Raw genomic sequence first — 19,212 nt, forward strand, 5'->3', positions numbered from 1 at the left:
TCGAACCGTTGCCCGCTATCCTTTGGTCCGATAAAATTCGTCCAGCTGCTTCTGCATCTCCGCGATGATCTTGTCCATGCCCGCCGCCGCCAGCTTGCTGCGGAATTCCGCCAGCTTCTCCTTCGGATCGATAGCGCCGGTATTCAGACCGGGGCCGTACTGATCGATGACGGAGTTGACGTTGGCGACCTCCGCGAGCACGGGACCGGTCAGGAACTGGAAGCCGATGATCGGCGAAGGCGCAGCCGCTTCGTTGTTTTGCTTGACCTTGTCCAGGTTCTCCTGCTTCTGCCCCTCGACCAACAGCGCGTTGAAGGTGTTGCCGAAGATCCAGTTCGAATTGACATAATAGCCGCTTTCTTTGTTCAGCTTGATTGTATTGTCGGCATTTTTCGTATAGTCGGTGCCTTCGATGCCGTAACAGAGCAAATTGTACAGCTCCTTATCGGTATTGATCAGGTTGATGAACATCATCGCCCGCTCGGGATTTTTGGAGCTGCTGCTGATGGCCTGCATAGTGGAAGTAATCGTGTTCGTGCCTGCGAACACCTCCGTCATCGGGACGAACGTCACGTCGTAGCCGCCGTTGTTCAGCTTAACGTTGGACTCGTTGCCCGGCGTCAGCACATTGTGGTACCAGGTTGCTTCCTTGCCCGATCTGGAAATGTCGGTCGTCGATTTGAGCGTCGGGGCGTCCTCGTTGATATAGCCTTTGTCGTACCAGCGATGGATCATGTCCAGATAGCGCTCGTACTCCGGCGAATTGTAGAAGTCGATTACCTGGGTCGGCTCGCTCCAGCGGATGGCGCCAACCGTATTGGACATGATGAATTCCAACCCGAAGGTATGCGGCATGGCGATGAATTTACCCCTGCGGTCCGAGGTGAAGGGAATCACGTTCTTGCCTTCTCCGGCCTTGATCTTCTCCAGCAGCGGCTCGATGTCCTCCGGCTTCTTGACGACGGACGGATCGAAATTGTACTTCTCCAGAAACCGGTTCTGCACGCCCAAGAATTCCTGGTTGGTGACGATCTGGTAGTTGGGCACGCCGTAAATCTTGCCCTGGATCTTGGTGGCGTCCCAGACGAACTGCGGCATGCTGCTTTTCACTTCAGGCGCATATTGGTCCAGAAGCTCGTCCAGCGCGAGGAAAGCGCCCTTCTGCTGGTTCTCGACATAGCTGAAGCTCCAGTTGGAAGTCCACAAAATATCCACCGGCTCTCCGGAAGCGAGCACCGTGTTCATCTTGGTCGAATAGTCGTTGACCGCCTTGATCCGAACGGTGGCGTTGATTTTGCTCTTCGTGATCCGGTTGACGGCGTCCTCGATCTCCTGCAGCCGGGCCGGGATCTGCCCGAACGGCAAATACCAGCTCAGCTCGACCGGTTTCAGGTCGCCTCCCGCGGCCGCGGGGCTCTCCGCCCCCGATTCGGCCGAAGGCGCTCCTGTCTGCGACGCTCCTCCCGCCTCTTCCTTGCCTGCGCAAGCCGCCAGCATGGATAGGATACAGACTGTCCAGAGCAGCAGCGCGGCTAAGCCTAGCTTCCTTCTTCTTTTCACATTGCTCATCCTCTCTGTTTATATGCCTAAGTATCTCAAACGGCAGTGCGGGCGTCACCGCCCTTCTGTCCGATCGATTCGCAAGTCGCGGCGGGCGCCGATGTCAGCCCTTGACCGAGCCGACGGTCAGACCGCCGACGAAAAACCGCTGGAACAACGGAAAAATGAACATCATCGGACCGGCCGCTAAAATCGCCATCGCCATCCTCGTGGACAAGCTGGGGAACTGCGATAGGTCGACGGCGACGTTGGAATGGATGAACTGATTACTCAGAAATTCGATCTGGTTCATAATGCGATACAAGAGCAGCTGCAGCGGCACCTGATTTTGGTTGTCGATGAACAGCAGCCCCAGCCACCAGTCGTTCCAATACGCGAATGCGATCAGCAGCCCCACGGTGGCGAGGGCCGGCTTGGCGAGGGGCAGCACGATGCGGCTATAGATGCGGAATTCGCTGCAGCCGTCGATTTTAGCCGACTCTACGATCTCTCCAGGCAGCTTGTCGAGGAAGCCCTTGAGCAGCATGACATGGAACGGATTGAGCAGGTACGGCACAATCAGCGCCCAGATCGTATTCTGGAGATGCATGACGCGCGTCACAAGAATATAGGTCGGCACGATTCCGGGGCTGAACAGCATCGTGAAAAAAATAAACAGCGTCGTCGCGCGCCGGTAAGCGTAGTCTCGCCTGGCGATGACAAAGGCGATCAACGACGTGAGGAACAGCGCGGCCGTCGTGCCGATCGCAGTGACGAGAGCGGTTACGCCGTACGCCCGCAGCAATTGTCCCGGATTGGCGAAAATCAGACGATAGGCCTGCAGGCTGAATTCCTTCGGAATAAAGCGGTAACCGAAGTCGAGCAGAGACTGCTCGCGGGTCAGCGAGATCGACAGCACCAGCAGGAACGGAACGACAATCAGGGCCGATAATGCCAAGAAAAAGAGATTGATCCCCCACTGAAGGATGCGCGGGGAGTCCTGAGAGACCGGAGACGGGACTGCGGACGACGCCTGCTTTACCATAGCGCATTCTCCTCGTTTATTTTTTTGACTACGTAATTGGAGAGCAGCACGAGCAACAGGCCGACGACCGATTGGTAGAGTCCGACCGCCGTGGACATGCCAAGGTTCCCTACCACGCGCAGCGAACGGTAGACGTACGTGTCGATGACATCGGTCGCGTTGTATAAGAAGCTGACGTCGTTGGGAACGAAGTAGAACATGCCGAAGTCGGCGCGGAAAATTTTGCCCATCTCGATAATGAGCAGAATGACCACCAGCGGCGTGAGCAGCGGCAGCGTGATGCGCAGCACCATCTGCGGCCGGGAGGCGCCATCGATCCTCGCGGCTTCGTAATAGCTGGAGTCGATTCCAAGAATGCCGGAGAAGTAGATGAGCGTGGCGAAGCCGATGCTTTTCCATAGATGCACCAACACTAGAATGAAGGGCCAGTATTCGGCCTGCCGATACCAAGACACCGGCTGACTGCCCCAGCCGAGCAGCAGCTGATTGGCGACGCCGTTCTGATGATCCAGAAAGCCGAGCACGATATACCCGACGACGACCCAGGAGAGAAAGTAGGGCAGGAACAGCACCGTCTGGTGCAGCTTGACCCATCTGCGCTTGAGCTCGTTCAGCCCGACAGCCAGCGCCAGGGCGCAGACCGTGGTCAGCGCCATGAAAGCCAAGTTGTACAGAACCGTATTTCGCGTCACCAGCCAGCCGGCATTGGACACGAAGAAAAATTTGAAATTCTCGAACCCTACCCAAGCGCTGCCCCAAAGACCGAGATCGTAACGATAGTTTTTGAAGGCGATGATGAGAAAAACGAGCGGCAGATAGAAAAACAGCAATTTGTACAGCAGAGCCGGGACAGATAGCAGGAACAGTTCCCTGTTCCGCTGGAACCGTCCCTTCGACGATTGATTATGCGGCATACGCTCACTCCATTTCCGATTCGTTGCGGTCTGGTTGCTCCCAATATTGCCACAGCGGCTCCATCCCGGAAACTGTATTGTTTGCCGCCCGACCGTACCGGACCCCTATGTTTTTCGCATGCGGCTGCACTCCCGCTTCGTCCCGCTCCCTCCTTACTCCCGTCAGGCTGCGCGAAACGGGTTGCGTCAGCAAATTTACAGTTGACCTCCTCTTTTACAGTCCGTTTCCACAATCCCGCGCGTTACTTGCGCTAGCGCCTGAAAGCGATTGCGCTATAATGGGAAAAGATATCGCTTCTACGGATTGCATTTTACAGCTTGCGGGGGATCGAGAGATGGGAGCATTGCCGCGATTGAAAAGCAAAACTTATCTGCTTCGTCTGGTGACGGCGATCACGGTGCTGATGACGGCGCTGATGGCCGTTTCTTCCTTGACGCTCTATTGGACCATCGAGAAAACGACGTTGAAATTGCAGTTCGATGCGAACCGGCAGGTGCTCGGGCAGGTGGACTCCAATCTGGACGCAATGAACGAAATGGTCAAAAATTTTACGCTGTCCCTCTTCTTCGACTCGGACATCGTCTATCTGATGAACGTCAAGTCGGTGGAAATCTACGAGAATTACACCAAGCTCGACCGGCTTCGGAAATTTGCCTCCACCGTCTCCTACCTGCATTCCGCCAGTTTGTACAACGCTTATATGGACAAGCTGCAGACGACTGCCCCGTCGAACGACGACGATCCGGTCGCGCAGGCGGTCGCGCGGCTTCTGCGCAGCGGGAAGAACCTGCCCAATCTGCAGTTTATTCCGGTGTCGCTTAGCGGACGTTCTCCGTCCGAAGGCGGGACGGTCGATTTTTTCGCCTACATCCTGACCGACGCGTCCGGCAGCTCGCTGGTGCTGAATATCAAAGCGGACTGGATCTTCCAGGGGGTGAATAACATCGACCGGTCGGATGTGCCTCAGCCGCCCTCCATTTATCTGATGAACAGCAGCACCATTCTTAATCCGGATGCCGGCAGCGTCATTTCTATGGCCGAGCTGTCCCGCAGCGTACGGGCCGAACCGGATTCGGAGGGAGCCGGCTATCTGCTTTACGACTCGACAGAAGGCAAGCAACTCGTCACTTACATGAAGACGAAGGCGACCGACTGGACAGCCGTCAGCGTCCGGTCTTATAAAGACATGCTCGGCAAAATCAACGGCATGCGCGCAATCGCCTATACGATGATCGCCGCCTTCGTGGTGACCACAGTCGTTTTGTCGCTGGCGCTTGCCTATGCCCTGTATCGGCCGATCGACAAGCTCGTCGGCCAGATCGCCCGACTGTCGGGCGCCGGCGACGGGCAGCTTCCCCCTCCGGAGGCGGCGACCGGCGAACTCTTTTTCGTTTCCAGCCAATATCGCAACATGATGGATAAGATGAAGGAGATGTCGAATCGGCGAGACGCCGAGGCCCGCAACCGGAAAGGGCTGTATTTGCGCCGCCTGATCGCCGACAGCGCCTTGTTCGCGGAGTCGGACTGGGAGCTGCTGCGCGGCCTGTCGGGCTTGGGCGGAGCGGGAAAACCGGGAGCGTCGGACAGCGAGGCAAGCTTGAGCGATGCGGGGAACGAGCGTCTGACGCTGTGCGTGTTGAAGCCGGACCGCTTCCATGAATGGCGGCACCGGCCGGAGGAGGAGACGCGGCTGCTTAAGTTTGCGATCGCCAATGTCGTCGGGGAGACGCTGGCCAAGGAGCTGGCGTGCGAGGTTATCCCGATGCATAGCGATCATCTGGTGCTTCTGGGCAGCGCCGCAGCTTCAGACGACGGCGGCTCGACGGAACGGATCTGCGGTCTGCTGCGCAGCGCCAGGGATTACATCGAACGGCATTATCATATCTCATTCACTTCCGCTGTCGTAGGGGACATTCCCAACTACAAACGGCTGACCGAGGCGTATGACGAGGCGCTTCGGCTGTCCATGTACCGGCTCGTGCTGGGCAGGGGCGCCGTCATTGTCCCCGAAGCGGCGGCGAATCGCGGCAGCGCGAGTTTCCAGTTCCCCGCCCGCGAAGCCCGTCTGCTGGACGAAGGGATGAAGACCGGCAATCTGTTGCAAATCGAGGCTCAGCTTCAGAGTCTGTTCGAGGCGATGCGAGCGCTGGACTACGATCAAATTTTGTATACGTTGCTGCATCTGTTCTCCCTAATCGGCAAAGCCGTCCAGGAGATCGGCGCTCACTCCGCGCATCCGGTCGCGATCGACTTGAAGCAGGTTTACCAGACCGTCATGGAGGAGGAGACGCTGGACGACATGCGGCTGAAGCTGATGGAGGCGTTCCAGGATCTCGTGCGCGCGCGCGAGGACGGCCGTCAGAGCTCCCGCGATTATGCGCTTGTCAAGACGATCAAAGCGTACATACAGGAGCACTGCCGCGACGCAAATCTGAGCCTGCAGCAGATCGCCGCCGACCTGAAGCTGCCTCCGTCCCACGTCAGCCGCATCTTCCGGTCGTTCGAATCGGTCTCGATTACCAGCTATATTACCGAGACCCGGCTGAACCAGGCGAAGCGGCTGCTGGAGATGGACGTCATCACCGTCAATGAAGTGCTGCAGGCGGTCGGTTTTTGGAATCAAAGCTACTTTTTCAAGCTGTTCAAAAAGAAATTCGGCGCGACGCCGCAGGAATACCGCAACCGGCGCAAAAACGGACAGGTGCAGAAATAAAATAACCCGCATGCTTCTTTGGCCAAGGAGACATGCGGGCTACGCTGTTACTCCGGCAGAGCCACGGGGAAACCTTGATATCCCGGCGCTACTAGAGCTTAAATCGCTTACTTCAGTAAATATTTCACGGTAAGGCTGGTATAGTTGTTCAACGTCCTCTCACCTCGATTAGCCGAGGTAGGAAAGGACGCCCTCTTCGATTTTCAAGACCCGATCCGCTCTCTGGACGATATTCAAATCACGCGTGATCATAACCAACGTATTTTTTAACGGAAAAGGGAAGAAGCTCAACGATTTCCTTGCTGCATGCGGTTCCGCAGCAGCGGCTCCGGCAGCTACGTCTTTATCCCTGCGAACGGATCAAGCTTCGGCGATACGGCCGGGCATTGGGCCGAGGAAGCGATCTCGCGAATGGCAAACGGCGTGAACGAATATCGTTACAAGCCACAGCACAATGTTGCCCGCGCCGAGCTTGCTGCGTTATTTAATCGCAGCATTTGCCTCTTGCCAATCGGCAACCGTGACGGCGGCTTCACCGACCAGACCGGCACGGAATGGTATGCCGGCGAGGTTGGAGCCGCAGTCGGAACCGGCATTCTGACCGGTTATCCGGACGGATCGTTCAAGCCGAACCGCTCTGTCACACGCGCCGAAGCTCTATTGAAACAGTTCCCGGATGCGGACGCGGCAGGCGAATGGGCGATACCTTGGCTAACCCGGGCCGTTCAGGATGGGCTGCTGAACGGACGCGGTGCCGGCACCTTGCAGCCGGAAGCTTACAATACCCGCGCGGAAGCCGCCTTGCTGGTGGAACGCATGCTGCAGTTGGCAGGTTACGCGAGCTAACGCCGTTCTGGGTGTACAGCGCCTTTTAGAATGAGTTACTGCTTGTTTGAAAGGACTCTGTCCAGAAAACGGTCCGCGTCGCGGTTAAACTTCCAGGAAACGCCAAACTTATCCACCAGCATTCCGAAGCACGATGACCAAGGCGTCTCGGATAACGGCATCATAACATGACCGCCGACGGATAACCGATTAAAGTAGTCCTCCAGCTTTTGTTTATCCTCGATGACCAGACTGATCATCATATAGTTTCCTTTTACTACCTCCCCGGTTACCGCCTGCATCGAAGGCAAAATATCCGACATCATGATTTTCCCGCCCGCGAATTCGATGGAAGACTCCATGATCATGTTTAACTCGTTTTCCGGCAGCGGATAGGCTGGATTCTGAGGGAAATCCTTAAATTTTACTTGTTTCACCTCAGTTGCCTTTAAAGCCTCCGAATAAAACTCAATCGCTTGTTCTGCAATTCCATCAAAGTTTAAATAGGCAATCGCTGACATTAAGCCATACCTCCTTCTTAAGATACTTGTAGTATAATGAAGAAAAGACGACAGCTTAATGTCACTATTCTGAAATGGATATAAAAAGAAAAATAGAGGGCGATTATGGACAAGATCGAGAGACTGATTTCTATTATCATGATATTGCTGAAAAAAGAGGTCGTGTCAGCAAGAGAATTCGCGCAGCTATTCGACGTTTCCAAAAGAACGATCCTTCGCGATATGGAAACGCTGAGTCTAGCCAACATTCCGATCTATGCGATCCATGGAGCGAACGGCGGCTACGGCATTATGGAGGAGTACAAGGTGGATAAGCGTCTTTTAAGCAACGCCGACATAGAGAATATACTAACTGCGCTCGGCGGCTTGGAACAACTTCTCGTTAGCGAAGAAGTCGAAAGGACGATCAAAAAAATAGAAGCTATGGTAAGCCCCTTGTCTCTGAATCGCTCCATTCAACTGTCATTTTATGATTGGGAGGGGCGGTCTGAAATGGTTCAAACCTTGAAGCTCTGCCAACAATCCATCTTAAAGAGAAGGTTCGTTTCATTCGATTATATCGATAAAAACGGCACGGTAACGAATAGAAGGGTCGAGCCGTACGAGCTTCATTATAGCGAAACGAGCTGGTACTTGAAAGGATTCTGCGCACAGCGTCAGGGGTATCGAACGTTTAAATTATCTCGGATCGATCGTCTGACGATGGAGGAAAAAACGTTTCACCCTAGAAGCGATTGGTCTGAACAAGAACGCGAAACGCGTTTCCAACCGCAGCTGGTCGAGATCAAGGCGTTGATATCGCCCAGCATTAAAGATCATTTCATTGAAAGGTACGGGCGGAAGAGTATTGAAACCTATAATTCGGACTATTTATTGGCCGCCATCCAACTCCCTCAAAACAGTACCGGATTTCGATTTTTAGCAAGCTTCGGCACCCAACTAAAAATCATAGAGCCAGATTCCTATGTCGAAGACTTCCGGGAGTATCTAAATCAAATGATGGCGAACTACTGGCAGCTATAACTTTGAAATCATCCTAACGTTTTTATGATACTATTTAGAGATTAGATATTCCGAATTGTTACCCATAGTGAAAGGAATTAGCTGTGTGAAAAATAGAAAGCTTCTCACTCTAACTATGATCGCTATCACTCTCTTGACAACGTACTTTGTTCTTCACTCCTTTCGTGTATTCGACTCCAATACATTCATGGCGAACAATGGCGTTCTTTCGCTGCAGCATTGGGATCGGCAGGATAAGATTACGCTTGACGGAGAATGGGAATTCTATCCGGAACAATTAATCGTGCCCCATCCGGATGAACATGTCTTTGATCGTTATCAAACCAACCGCCAATCCATCCCGGTGCCCGCCGCATGGGATCGCTATAAGTCCGAGAGAGCTTCTCCTTACGGGACAGGTACGTATCGCTTGCTTATTCATGTTCCGGAAGATGACCTCTACGGCGTAAAGCTGAATACGATTCGTAATGCCAATAAGGTTTATCTAAATGGAGAGGAGCTTGGCTCGGCAGGCGTTCCGTCCCAAAGAATCGAAGAATATCGCTTCGATTACAAAAAGTATGTCGTGCTGGGAAACAGTAAAAATAAACAAATAGAACTGGTGATCCTTGTTGCCAATTATGACTATGCTGTTGGCGGCATTGTCAGTTCGCTCGATTTCGGTCTGGCCGATCAAATATTAACCGAACAGGGCCGTGCCAAATTCACTGAAGCCTTTCTCATTTCCGGCTATCTGCTGTTTTCGTTTATTTACTTTACGGCCTATTTGCAGCACAAACGGAAATTTCGGTATGAGCTATACTTCAGTTTATTTTGTCTGGCGCAAGCATTCCACATATCGTCGATAAATGAAAGATGGATCTACTTGCTGTTTCCGGAGCTGGGCCCGTCCTTACAACTGGAAGTACAGGCCATTTCACTTACGCTTTTCGTCTTGTTTTTCCTATTGTTTGTGTATCATTTCTTCAACATGACGGCCAGCAGAAGGATCGTCGCCGCATTAAGCGCAATGCTGGGATTGCAAGCCTTGGCCGTATTTACGTTAGGCAGAACGGTCGATCTCATGGTGAAGGGGTCATTTCCGCTCATTCAACTCCTTGTTTCAGGGACTACGGCGATCGGCTACGTGTATATTTTTATTCTGCTGCTGAAAGCCTACAGGCAAAAAACCGAGGATTCCAACTATGTGCTGATCGTTGTTTACACTTTTGCTCTGTATGGTGCTCTGCTGGCCATTGTCCTGCTGTTTGAAGTGGATATCGAAATGCCGTCCTTTCTTTTGTTTCTCATTATGGTGTTGAGCTTGGCGCTATTATTGAGTCACCGTTCTCAGCAGGCCTACAACAAAGTGGAGGAACTGTCTAATGAATTGCTGGAATTCGACCGAATGAAGGATGAATTTCTGGTCAAAACCTCACATGAGCTGGGCACTCCGCTCCATGGGATTATGAACCTTTCTCAATCGCTGCTGGAAGGCGTTGAGGGACCCTTAAAAAAGAGACAGCAAGAAAGCGCCATATTAATCCACTCGATAAGCAGAAGATTGGCCGGCTTGGTTAAGGACCTTTCATTCATTTCCAAAATAAAACGGGGCGAGGTGTCCTTTACCTCCAAACCGATCGAAATTCGTATAGTTGAAGAAGTGCTTGCCGAGATCGCCTACGTCATGCCGCCCGCTCCAACTGTTCAATTAATCAACAAGATCCCGGCGAATCTTCCGCTTGTCTACACCGATGAGCAGAAGCTGAAGCAGGTTTTCTTCAACCTGATCTACAACGCGATTAAATTCACCAAGCAGGGAACGATCACGATCTCAGCTCGAATCTTGGAGGGACAGGCGCACATATCGGTTGAAGATACGGGGCCGGGTATTGCTGCAGAGCACCACGACCTCATCTTTACAACCTTCTATCAAGTTGAAAGCAGCCGCGCCAGAAAATCGGAAGGTCTTGGTCTGGGATTAAGCATTACCAAAAAAATTGTGGAGAGCGCAGGCGGGCGTATTTGGGTAACTTCCGAAGCAGGCAAAGGCTCCTGCTTCACCTTCACGATCCCGCTGGCTACTAACGAGCAGCTGCTGGCACATCAGGAAATAAGCGAAGTGCACGAACAAGCTGCGTCTGCCCATGGGATGGATCGGGAGAGGAAGCAGCCCCAGATTATCCTGCCTACAAGAGTGGAAGGATCAAAACCGTATACCGTATTAGTCGTAGATGACGAACCGGCCAACTTAAAGGCGCTTATTCATATGCTCCAATCGCTTCAATATAACGTCATTGCGGTAGGCAGCGGGCAGGAAGCGCTCGACATCGTGGAAACGGAAAAGGTGGATCTTCTCGTTTTGGATTTAATGATGCCCCATATGACGGGCTATGAAGTCTGCAAAACGATTAGACAGAAGCGAGACTTGGTCGATTTGCCTGTCATCATCTTAACAGCAGCAGGACAATTGTCTGACTTAGTTTTGTCCTTCCAGTTAGGAGCCAACGATTACTTGCAAAAGCCTGTTCATTTGAAGGAATTAGAGATGCGGATCGAGTCCTTGCTGTTGATGAAGAAATCAGCGTATGATGCGGTGGACCATGAACTCAGCTACTTTTACGCTCAGATTACACCGCACTTTTTGTACAATACCCTTAATTCGATTATTTCGCTAAGCTGGTCTGATCAGGAAAAAACACGAACCGCCTTAGAGCATCTTTCTACTTATTTCCGGGGAAAACTGGATTACCAGAAGCAGCGCACAATGGTTCCTTTGGAGGAAGAAATCCAATTGGTAAAGGCGTACCTCGCGATCGAACAAATGCGCTTTGAAGAAAGACTTCGTATCGAATATAATATTGACGAAACCATTCGAACCTTGATCCCGGCCATGACCATTCAGCCGCTAGTCGAAAATGCGGTTCGTCACGGGATAACCAAAAGAAAAGATGGCGGAACGCTGCGTCTTACGATCGAGCGGGAACCGCCGCATATCAAAATTATGATAGAAGATGACGGGATCGGAATTCCTCCGGACAAGCAGCAGGAGCTATTGCGCGGGCGAAACGAGCGATTAGGCTTTAATAATCCATTTAGAAAGCTTTCGCTGATTAAAGGAACCCGTTTTCAATTGAATAGCGAGCTGGGCAAAGGAACAACCATCCTCATTCATCTGCTTGAGATCAAGGACAATGGAATTTCCGTTCGCTAAAAATGGGCCGGAGGCTGCGGTATGATCACAAAATTATGCGATTGCGTGCTTGACGGCATTACGCTGGAGCGAGTGGTGCGCAACGAAGAATTCGTGATGCCGGACATGCACTTGCACCCGGAGTTTGAAATCTACTACATGTTTAACGGAGAACGGTACTATTTTATCGAAAATAAAACGTATCATATTCGAAAAGGCAGTCTAGTTTTGGTCGATTCCATGCATATCCACAAAACCAGCGTACTGGGTAAAAACTTTCACGACCGCTTCCTGATCGAGTTGAATGCCGAACCCTTCTCGACCTTTTTTCAAAACATCAGCGGAATGAGCCTGGCGGACTTTTTCTTCAAATATTCCTGTGTATTGGATCTGGACGAACAAGCCCAGATTTGGATAGAACGCCGTTTCAACGACATTATGGAGGAAGCGGAAAAAAAACACGACAACTATTCTATCCTTATCATGATGAAAATTACGGAGATCCTGCTTTACGTCCGCCGGTCTCATTCCGAAAGGCTAATTCCGCCCAGCCTCTCTATGTCCGACAAACCCAAACATAAAATGATCAATGAAATCGCGACATTCATCACTCACGGCGAGGCCAGGGTAAGAACCTTGGATGAAGTATGCAACCATTTTTTTATTAGCAAAAGCTATCTTTGCCGCGTTTTCAAAGAAGTGACCGGCTTTACGGTACAGGACTATATCAATATTCACAGCGTAAAGAAAGCGCAGCAGCTTCTGGAACAAAGCGACATGAGCATAGCCCAGATCGGCGAACGTTTAGGCTATAACAGCGTCACCTATTTCGAACGCGTTTTCAAAAAATACACCGAAACCACCCCGCTGAAATACCGAAAAAAACTAAGCATCATTAAACAAAAGGTTCGCAATAAAAAGCAATAGAACGCCAAGCCCCGAAACAAGCAAAAGCGGGCGCTGCCCGTGAATAATAACCGGGGCAACACCCGCCGGGTGCCAAGCCTTACTTTTTGGCGATCATTCTTTCAATAAGCGCCTGCAATTCTACCGCGCCTTGATCCACCGTTAACCTGCCGTATGCCACGCTTTGCCCAAGCAGCTGCAGCTCCGTAACAAACTCTTGGTCGTTTGGAAGGTTGGGGCCCTGCGGCACGCTTCTGTCGGCAACTACGTCATAAATATGGTATACGGCTGCGTCGATCGGCGTTGCGCTGGCCGATATCGCTTGGCGCACCTTAGGAGAGGAAGGCACGCCGCGATTGGTGCCGAGTATGGCGCCCGCTTCTGGGCTGGTTACAAAATAGTTGGCAAATATCGCGGCGGCCTCCACGTTCTTGCTATTCTTGTTAATTCCGATATATTGGCTCATCTGGATTTGATAAGCTTTTTCGCCGCCTTTGGGCAATGTGGTTGCTCCCAGAGCATCCGTCATAGCAGCTTGATAGGCGGCAACCTGGTTGCTCCAAATCATACCCATCGCTGCCTTGCCTGCCACAAGCGCCGAGCTGTCCGGGCCGGATTCGGCATACGTTGCCGTCGTGTCCGCGTCGGGAATGATGCCTTCCGCGCGCAAATCCGCCCACATCTGAAGCCATTTCTTGGCGGAATCGACCGTTGCGTAAGATTTGCCGCCCTCATCGTAAGTCCACAGCGGAGTCCCTTCTTGCGTATAGAAATAGCTCAAGTAATTCGCGGTGTTGGTGCTGTTGTCGACAAACGGGAATACCCCGGCCGGCAGCTTGGCTTTTAACTCTTTCCCGTAGGCGATTAATTCGTCCCATGACATGTTGTCCTGCGGCAAAGCCGCTCCGGCATTCTCAATCATCGTTTTATTGTAGGCAAGGACAAGAGTGTTCGTGCCGAGGCTCACCACATAGAGATTTCCATTTAACGTAGCAGGGATGAGCGCAGTCTGGTCGAATGTCTCAGGTGTATCAATCAAAAGCTGATTGCCTAGAAAGTCGTTCAAGGGCTGCAAATATTGCTCATAATCGGGATAGTTGCCTCCGAACTGAATAAGATCAGGAGCATTGTTGCTTTGAAGCTGCGTGTCGATAATCGCGAAGTGGTCGGAAGTTCCGCCATTGGGTTCGCCGGTTACCTTGATTTCCGGATAGGCTTCCATAAATTTAGCAATGACCTCATTCGTAATTTGAGCGCGATCGTCGTTGCCCCACCAGCCGAAACGCAGTTCAGCCGGACCGCCCGTGTATGCAGGAAGCCCGTCGGAACGCGTCGCGTCGGCCGGCGCCGATGACGACGGTTCCGATGCCGACGGTTCCGATGCCGGCGGAGCGTTCGTTCCAGCTGCGGGTTCCTCGTTGCTGCTGCTGCATGCGGCGAGAACGAACAACAACAGAGTCGCTGCAAAAATTGCGTTTAGCGCTTTCTTCATTTAAGCAACCTCCCATTATTTTCTTATCTATTACAGGGGGATTCTCCCTTGCAACCTAACCTTTGCTTCCTGAAGTGGCGATGCCCTGAACGAAATATTTCTGCAGCGAGAAGAACAGCACAAAGCACGGAACAATCGATAGGGTTGACATGGCCAGCGCCCCGCCCCAGTTCGAAACTGCGCCCGCGTCGCCGACAAATGTGCGCAGGGCTCTGGAAACGGTGAAGGTTTTGGGATCTGTCAGATACAGCAAATGATTAAAGAAGTCGTCCCACGTCCATAAGAACGTAAACAGGGCGGTTGTAATCAGTGCAGGAGCCGCAAGCGGCACGACGATCCGCAAGTAGATTCCCGCTTTTCCGCATCCGTCGATAACTGCCGCTTCATCCAATTCCTTAGGCAGCCCGCGAATAAACTGTACGAGCAGGAACACGAAGAACGCGTCGGTAGCCAGCAGCTTTGGCACAATGATCGGAAGATAGGTGCCCACCCATCCGAATGTGTTAAAGAGGATATACTGCGGCACCAGCGTGACATGGCCGGGAAGCATAAGCGTGATCATCATGATCGCAAACCATATACTCTTGCCGTCGAACTTAAGACGCCCGAATGCGTAGGCCGCCATGGAACAGGTAACGAGGTTGGCGACAACCGCCACGATACACAGCAGCAATGAATTCGCAAAAAACGTCCCGAAGCTTGTGCCCGCATAACCTTTCCATCCATTTACATAATTTTCAAGAGTAAACGCTTTCGGAATCAGACTCGTATCGCTAAAAATCATGCTGTTGGGTTTGAACGAGCTTGCAATCATCCAAATGATCGGGTAAAGCATGCCCACGCCAAGCGCGATAATAAAAATATGGGTGAATACCTTAAAAACCCGACGATCGGTTCCCTTATTCAAAAGATACCACCACACTTATGGTTAAAATAAATTTCACGGAGCATTTTCCCTTGCGCCGGAGAGCCTCACTCGCCGCTTCCGTACGACACCCAGTATTTCGAGCTCTTAAAGATGATAGCGGTGAAAATGCCGATGATCAAAAGCAGCACCCACGCCATGGCCGAAGCATACCCCATCTCATGATACGTCCATCCTTGAATGTAGAGGTACAGGGTGTAAAACAAGGTGGAATTCAAGACGCCGCCTTTGCCGCCGCCGATAATGTAAGCCTGTGTGAATACCTGGAACGCCGCAATCATCTGCATGATCAGGTTGAACAAAATTACAGGTGTAAGCGACGGAATCGTTATCGCGATGAACTGCTTGACTTTACCCGCTCCGTCAATACTTGAGGCCTCGTAATATTCGGAGGGGATCTGCTTAAGCCCCGCCAGGAAGATGATCATGCTGGAACCAAACTGCCAGACGGTAAGCAGGATCAGGGTCGACAGCGCATATTTGGGATTGGTGATCCAGCCCGGCAGATCCGTGAAGCCCAAGCCGCCTAGAAGGCCGTTGAGCAGACCGTCCTTTTCAAACAGTTTGCGCCATAGCACCGCGATAGCTACGGATCCGCCAAGCAAGGTCGGAATATAATAGACTGCGCGATAAAACGGAATGAAACGGAGTTTCTGACTGAGCAGCATCGCAATCAGCAGGGCGAAGGCCAGCTTGATCGGCACGGACACAAACACATAAGTGAAGGTAACGGAAAGCGACTTCAGGTAATAGGGATCGACTCGCATGACCTCGCCTGTTGCTACTGTGAAATCCTGAACGCCAAAGAGCGAGCCAAACATTTTCGTATAATTGCCAAAGCCAATCAGTTGTGTCGAGTCAGGCTTCGTAAAGTCGTAATCGGTAAAACCGAGATACAGCGAATAAATCATCGGATACAGCGTCAGAACAACGAAGCCTATGAGCCACGGCAGCAGGAACATGTACGCTGCCGCATTACGCCTAAAAAAGAAAGCGATTCCATTTTTCATTAAAGCACTTCACCCCCCGCATTATTCCGATAAAAGAAACATTCGTTGTGTCCTTATTTTTCTGAATTTTCATCACACAATTATTAACAAGATTAGAATATCTCAGCATTCATTTGACAGTCAATATAACAGTATAAAGATAATAATAAAAGTACAAAATAGCATATAATCGTACTATATTGAACTAAATAAAAGGTGAAAGCATGTTCTGTGAGGACTGACCTGCTGGAATGGCATTTGCAACTCTGCTTTAGCCCTGTCCTTCGGATTGTGGCCTTGCCGCACCCTATGGTAGAGTAAACAAAGAACCGCCTGAACACGCGAAAGGAGCAGTGCTGTGAAGGAACGGATTCCCGAGATTCTTGCTTATATGCAAAAATCCGCGACTCGAGATATCACCGTGGAAGAAACCGCCAACCATTTTGGTTACAGCAAATATCACTTCAGCCGGGAATTCAAACGGTTGACGGGCTTTTCAGCGGCGGACTATTTGTCCTCTTTAAAAATCGAGTTTGCCAAACAAGCCCTGCTTCGCAAGGAACATTCCGTAACGCATTCCGGGTTTGATGCGGGTTATTCCAGCGTCGGCACTTTCTCTACTACATTCACGAGGAAAACCGGACTCTCTCCGCGCGAATACAAGCAGCAAGTAGAAGCGCTATACAGCTTGGCGAAAAATTGCGAAGAAACCCCTACTGCGGTTGTCGGTCATAACGGCGACCCTTTTCCATCAGGTACAAGCCGCTGTCTGATTTCCGTCCTCTACCCCGAGGGTTATCAAGCCGGGATCACGTTTGTCGGCTTATTCAAGAGCCCGATCCCCAACCACCGGCCGGTGGCCGGAGTCGCCCTCGCCAAAAAGAACACGCATCTCTTCGAGCATATTCCGAACGGCGCCTACTACCTTCTGGCCTGCTCCATTGAGAGAACGATCAATCCGCTGCGTTACTTTGTGCTGGATGACTGCTTGCGCGGGCGTGTGCAGCGTCGGGTCCATTTCCCGCAAGATCATGATCAATCCTTTACTATTCCGCTGCGCGAAGCTCTTCCGGAGGATCCGCCCATCGTGGTCAACGTATTAAAGCTGCTCGTAGATTCTTTGAAAAAGTAAGCCTGCCGTCGTCGACCGTCCGACAATTCCGCAATGAATAAGAAGTTTTTTGTTCCTGCGTCTGTCAAAATGAGCTTGTCTCTATTATGGACAGAAAGGACTGGGACTCATGGAAGTGACGATCACCCCCTACCTCATGCTGGATGGGAGGGCGCAAGAAGCCATTCAATTTTATCAGGAGATTTTTGGCGCGGAGATCATGGGGCAAGAATTTCTAAAGGATTGGCCCGGAGAAATGGGAATCGAGGTCACGCCGGAAAACGAAGGGCGCGTCATGCACGCCCATCTCAAAATCGGAAGTTCCGAAATCATGCTGGCCGATTACCTTCCCGGCCAAATCCCTCAACCCGGTTCGTCCATTAACTTGATGATCGTTGTCAAGGATGCGGAAACCGCGAAAAAGCTTTTTTCCCTTTTGCTGAACGGCGGAAAGGAAATCATGCCGCTCCAGGAGACGGGATTCAGCCCGGCTACCGGCCAAGTCGCCGATAAATTCGGGATCGAATGGCAAATTGTAACCGATCAACCCGACGCGGAAAACTGACCAACCCATGGAAGGAGCCAAGGCGTTTTGTACGAACTTTCGTACAAAACGCCATGCAAGCTTCGGGTCGGCCGGACGCGCCTCGCTTCACTAGAAAAGTTGGATTGAGCGGGACTGTGTAGGACTATTGCGATAGGGGAGGGTTTCCTATGGAGACGAGCGGCAGACCTTCGGAACAATTGATGGTGTATATGCCCGGTACTGGACGCAAGTACGAGCTGGGCGCCTTAACGGGAATCTTCTATGCGGACACGGAAGAAACCGAGAGCCGATACTGCGCATCCTCATGGTGGCTGGAACCATTAAGCGAAGGACCGGGGCCGCACGCGCATGAAGCGAATGAAGAGTTGTTTTATGTTGTGGAAGGCATCATGACCTTTCAGCTGGGATCGGAATTTGTGGACGCGCCGCAGGGCTCCTTTATTCGAATCCCTGCGGGAATGACCCATGATTTCATGAATCGAACCACGGCACGCGCCGGCGTATTTAATGTGTTCATTCCCGGCGGATTCGAGCCCCAGATGGCAAAAATCGTGAAGTGGTACGAGGAACAAGAAGGAACCGATGCGGCGCGCTAGTACTCTGTTGAAAGAGTTAACGGGTCGCTAAGCTCCTTCAACCCTATCGCTTTTGCGATGTTTTTCCTGCCCCATTCTTTTCCTTACCGCACGAATAGAAAGCCATGAAAAAATTATGGGCTTACGCGCAGGGGCGGTGACTATGATTCGGTTAATAACGAGTTATTGAATAGAGCTGTTGTCCTGAAGGATGAAGAATCCGTAACAATTCGTCATTGCTGCCTTTGGAATGCCACCTTTATACCGAGTCCGATATAGATCATTCCGGCGAATTTGCCGCTCAGGCGGTTAAGGCGGCCTATCCAGGCCGTCCTCCTGACCACTTTACCAAAAGCAGAGAGACTGAACGCAATTGCCGTTGTATACAAAACACTCAACAGCACAAAGATGAAGCCCAATATTAACAGCTGAACTACGGTTTCACCGCGCTCGGGATTCAAAAATTGGGGCAAGAAAGCCAGAAAAAACAGGGCAGTCTTCGGATTCAGAACCTCTGCGATCGTTGCCGAAAGGTATGACTTAACGACACCAGCCGATTCAACCTTTGGAAGCTGCCACCCTGCAGGCTTGCGAATGATTTCGCGAACCCCGAGATATAGCAGATACGCCGCTCCCGCATATTTAACAATATTGAAAGCGAAAGCGGAGCTCATGAGTATGGCCGAAAGCCCTACAGCGGCAAACAAGGTGTGAACAAAATCTCCCGTTGCAATGCCAAGCCCCGCCATTATACCTCCTTTGCGTCCGCTTTGGACGGTACGGGTAATCGTGAGCATAACGGCCGGACCAGGCAGCAAAAATAGACCCAAGACGACGATCACATACGATATTAAAGTTGAAAACTCGAGTTCCATCATTTCTCGTTCCGCCCTTCGAAATATACGACCATGACG

General features: G+C 51.6%; 17 protein-coding genes. 8 read left to right on the top strand and 9 right to left on the bottom strand.

Annotated elements, in window-relative coordinates:
* Positions 1-15: 15 nt before the first annotated feature.
* From ACFO3S_RS11020 to ACFO3S_RS11035, 4 genes are all read right to left on the bottom strand, one after another.
* A complete protein-coding gene (locus ACFO3S_RS11020) occupies positions 16-1,560 on the bottom strand; it encodes an ABC transporter substrate-binding protein (protein ID WP_378095348.1) in 1,545 nt (514 codons plus the stop codon).
* Positions 1,561-1,663: 103 nt separating this feature from the next.
* Entirely contained in the window at positions 1,664-2,584 is a 921-nt protein-coding gene (locus ACFO3S_RS11025) for a carbohydrate ABC transporter permease (protein ID WP_378095350.1), read from the bottom strand.
* Positions 2,578-3,498, bottom strand: coding sequence for an ABC transporter permease (locus tag ACFO3S_RS11030; RefSeq protein ID WP_378095351.1), 921 nt, complete (start codon positions 3,496-3,498; stop codon positions 2,578-2,580). Before ACFO3S_RS11030 ends, ACFO3S_RS11025 begins: the two co-directional genes overlap by 7 nt.
* A 4-nt stretch (positions 3,499-3,502) precedes the next feature.
* Positions 3,503-3,691, bottom strand: coding sequence for a hypothetical protein (locus ACFO3S_RS11035; protein ID WP_378095353.1), 189 nt, complete (start codon positions 3,689-3,691; stop codon positions 3,503-3,505).
* A gap of 160 nt (positions 3,692-3,851) precedes the next feature.
* Here ACFO3S_RS11035 and ACFO3S_RS11040 point away from each other — a divergent pair, with 160 nt between their 5' ends.
* Positions 3,852-6,212: a helix-turn-helix domain-containing protein gene (locus tag ACFO3S_RS11040; RefSeq protein ID WP_378095354.1), complete on the top strand. Its 2,361-nt coding sequence runs from the start codon at positions 3,852-3,854 to the stop codon at positions 6,210-6,212.
* 306 nt (positions 6,213-6,518) lie between these two features.
* Positions 6,519-7,058: an S-layer homology domain-containing protein gene (locus ACFO3S_RS11045; RefSeq protein ID WP_378095356.1), complete on the top strand. Its 540-nt coding sequence runs from the start codon at positions 6,519-6,521 to the stop codon at positions 7,056-7,058.
* Positions 7,059-7,093: 35 nt separating this feature from the next.
* Here the strand turns inward: ACFO3S_RS11045 and ACFO3S_RS11050 are convergent, their stop codons facing one another.
* Positions 7,094-7,558 (bottom strand): VOC family protein, encoded by a 465-nt coding sequence (locus ACFO3S_RS11050; protein WP_378095358.1) that lies wholly within the window; start codon positions 7,556-7,558, stop codon positions 7,094-7,096.
* 105 nt (positions 7,559-7,663) lie between these two features.
* Between ACFO3S_RS11050 and ACFO3S_RS11055 the strand changes: the two genes are divergently transcribed.
* The 3 genes from ACFO3S_RS11055 to ACFO3S_RS11065 all read left to right on the top strand — a co-directional run bounded on the left by ACFO3S_RS11055 (position 7,664) and on the right by ACFO3S_RS11065 (position 12,680).
* Entirely contained in the window at positions 7,664-8,581 is a 918-nt protein-coding gene (locus ACFO3S_RS11055) for a helix-turn-helix transcriptional regulator (protein WP_378095360.1), read from the top strand.
* Positions 8,582-8,666: 85 nt separating this feature from the next.
* Positions 8,667-11,774 (top strand): ATP-binding protein, encoded by a 3,108-nt coding sequence (locus ACFO3S_RS11060; RefSeq protein WP_378095362.1) that lies wholly within the window; start codon positions 8,667-8,669, stop codon positions 11,772-11,774.
* A gap of 21 nt (positions 11,775-11,795) precedes the next feature.
* The gene (locus tag ACFO3S_RS11065) at positions 11,796-12,680 is read left to right on the top strand and encodes a helix-turn-helix transcriptional regulator (RefSeq protein ID WP_378095364.1); all 885 of its coding nucleotides are present in this window, start codon (positions 11,796-11,798) and stop codon (positions 12,678-12,680) included.
* Positions 12,681-12,759: 79 nt separating this feature from the next.
* Here ACFO3S_RS11065 and ACFO3S_RS11070 read toward each other — a convergent pair whose 3' ends face one another.
* The 3 genes from ACFO3S_RS11070 to ACFO3S_RS11080 all read right to left on the bottom strand — a co-directional run bounded on the left by ACFO3S_RS11070 (position 12,760) and on the right by ACFO3S_RS11080 (position 16,086).
* Positions 12,760-14,151, bottom strand: coding sequence for an ABC transporter substrate-binding protein (locus tag ACFO3S_RS11070; RefSeq protein ID WP_378095366.1), 1,392 nt, complete (start codon positions 14,149-14,151; stop codon positions 12,760-12,762).
* 55 nt (positions 14,152-14,206) lie between these two features.
* On the bottom strand, positions 14,207-15,058 hold the full coding sequence (locus tag ACFO3S_RS11075; protein WP_378095368.1) for a carbohydrate ABC transporter permease: 852 nt from the start codon (positions 15,056-15,058) through the stop codon (positions 14,207-14,209).
* A gap of 65 nt (positions 15,059-15,123) precedes the next feature.
* Positions 15,124-16,086, bottom strand: a complete 963-nt coding sequence (locus ACFO3S_RS11080; protein ID WP_378095371.1) for a carbohydrate ABC transporter permease — start codon at positions 16,084-16,086, stop codon at positions 15,124-15,126.
* A gap of 337 nt (positions 16,087-16,423) precedes the next feature.
* On the opposite strand from ACFO3S_RS11080, the gene ACFO3S_RS11085 reads away from it, so the two are divergent.
* The 3 genes from ACFO3S_RS11085 (at position 16,424) to ACFO3S_RS11095 (ending at position 18,319) form a co-directional block, all read left to right on the top strand.
* Positions 16,424-17,197 (top strand): helix-turn-helix transcriptional regulator, encoded by a 774-nt coding sequence (locus ACFO3S_RS11085; protein ID WP_378095373.1) that lies wholly within the window; start codon positions 16,424-16,426, stop codon positions 17,195-17,197.
* Between the two features lie 109 nt (positions 17,198-17,306).
* Positions 17,307-17,741 (top strand): VOC family protein, encoded by a 435-nt coding sequence (locus ACFO3S_RS11090; protein ID WP_378095374.1) that lies wholly within the window; start codon positions 17,307-17,309, stop codon positions 17,739-17,741.
* A gap of 149 nt (positions 17,742-17,890) precedes the next feature.
* A complete protein-coding gene (locus ACFO3S_RS11095) occupies positions 17,891-18,319 on the top strand; it encodes a cupin domain-containing protein (RefSeq protein WP_378095377.1) in 429 nt (142 codons plus the stop codon).
* A 212-nt stretch (positions 18,320-18,531) separates the two neighbouring features.
* Here ACFO3S_RS11095 and ACFO3S_RS11100 read toward each other — a convergent pair whose 3' ends face one another.
* Positions 18,532-19,176: a LysE family translocator gene (locus ACFO3S_RS11100; protein WP_378095378.1), complete on the bottom strand. Its 645-nt coding sequence runs from the start codon at positions 19,174-19,176 to the stop codon at positions 18,532-18,534.
* Between the last annotated feature and the right edge of the window lie 36 nt (positions 19,177-19,212).

Source organism: Cohnella hongkongensis (assembly GCF_042654645.1).
Classification (GTDB): Bacteria; Bacillota; Bacilli; order Paenibacillales; family Paenibacillaceae; genus Cohnella; species Cohnella hongkongensis.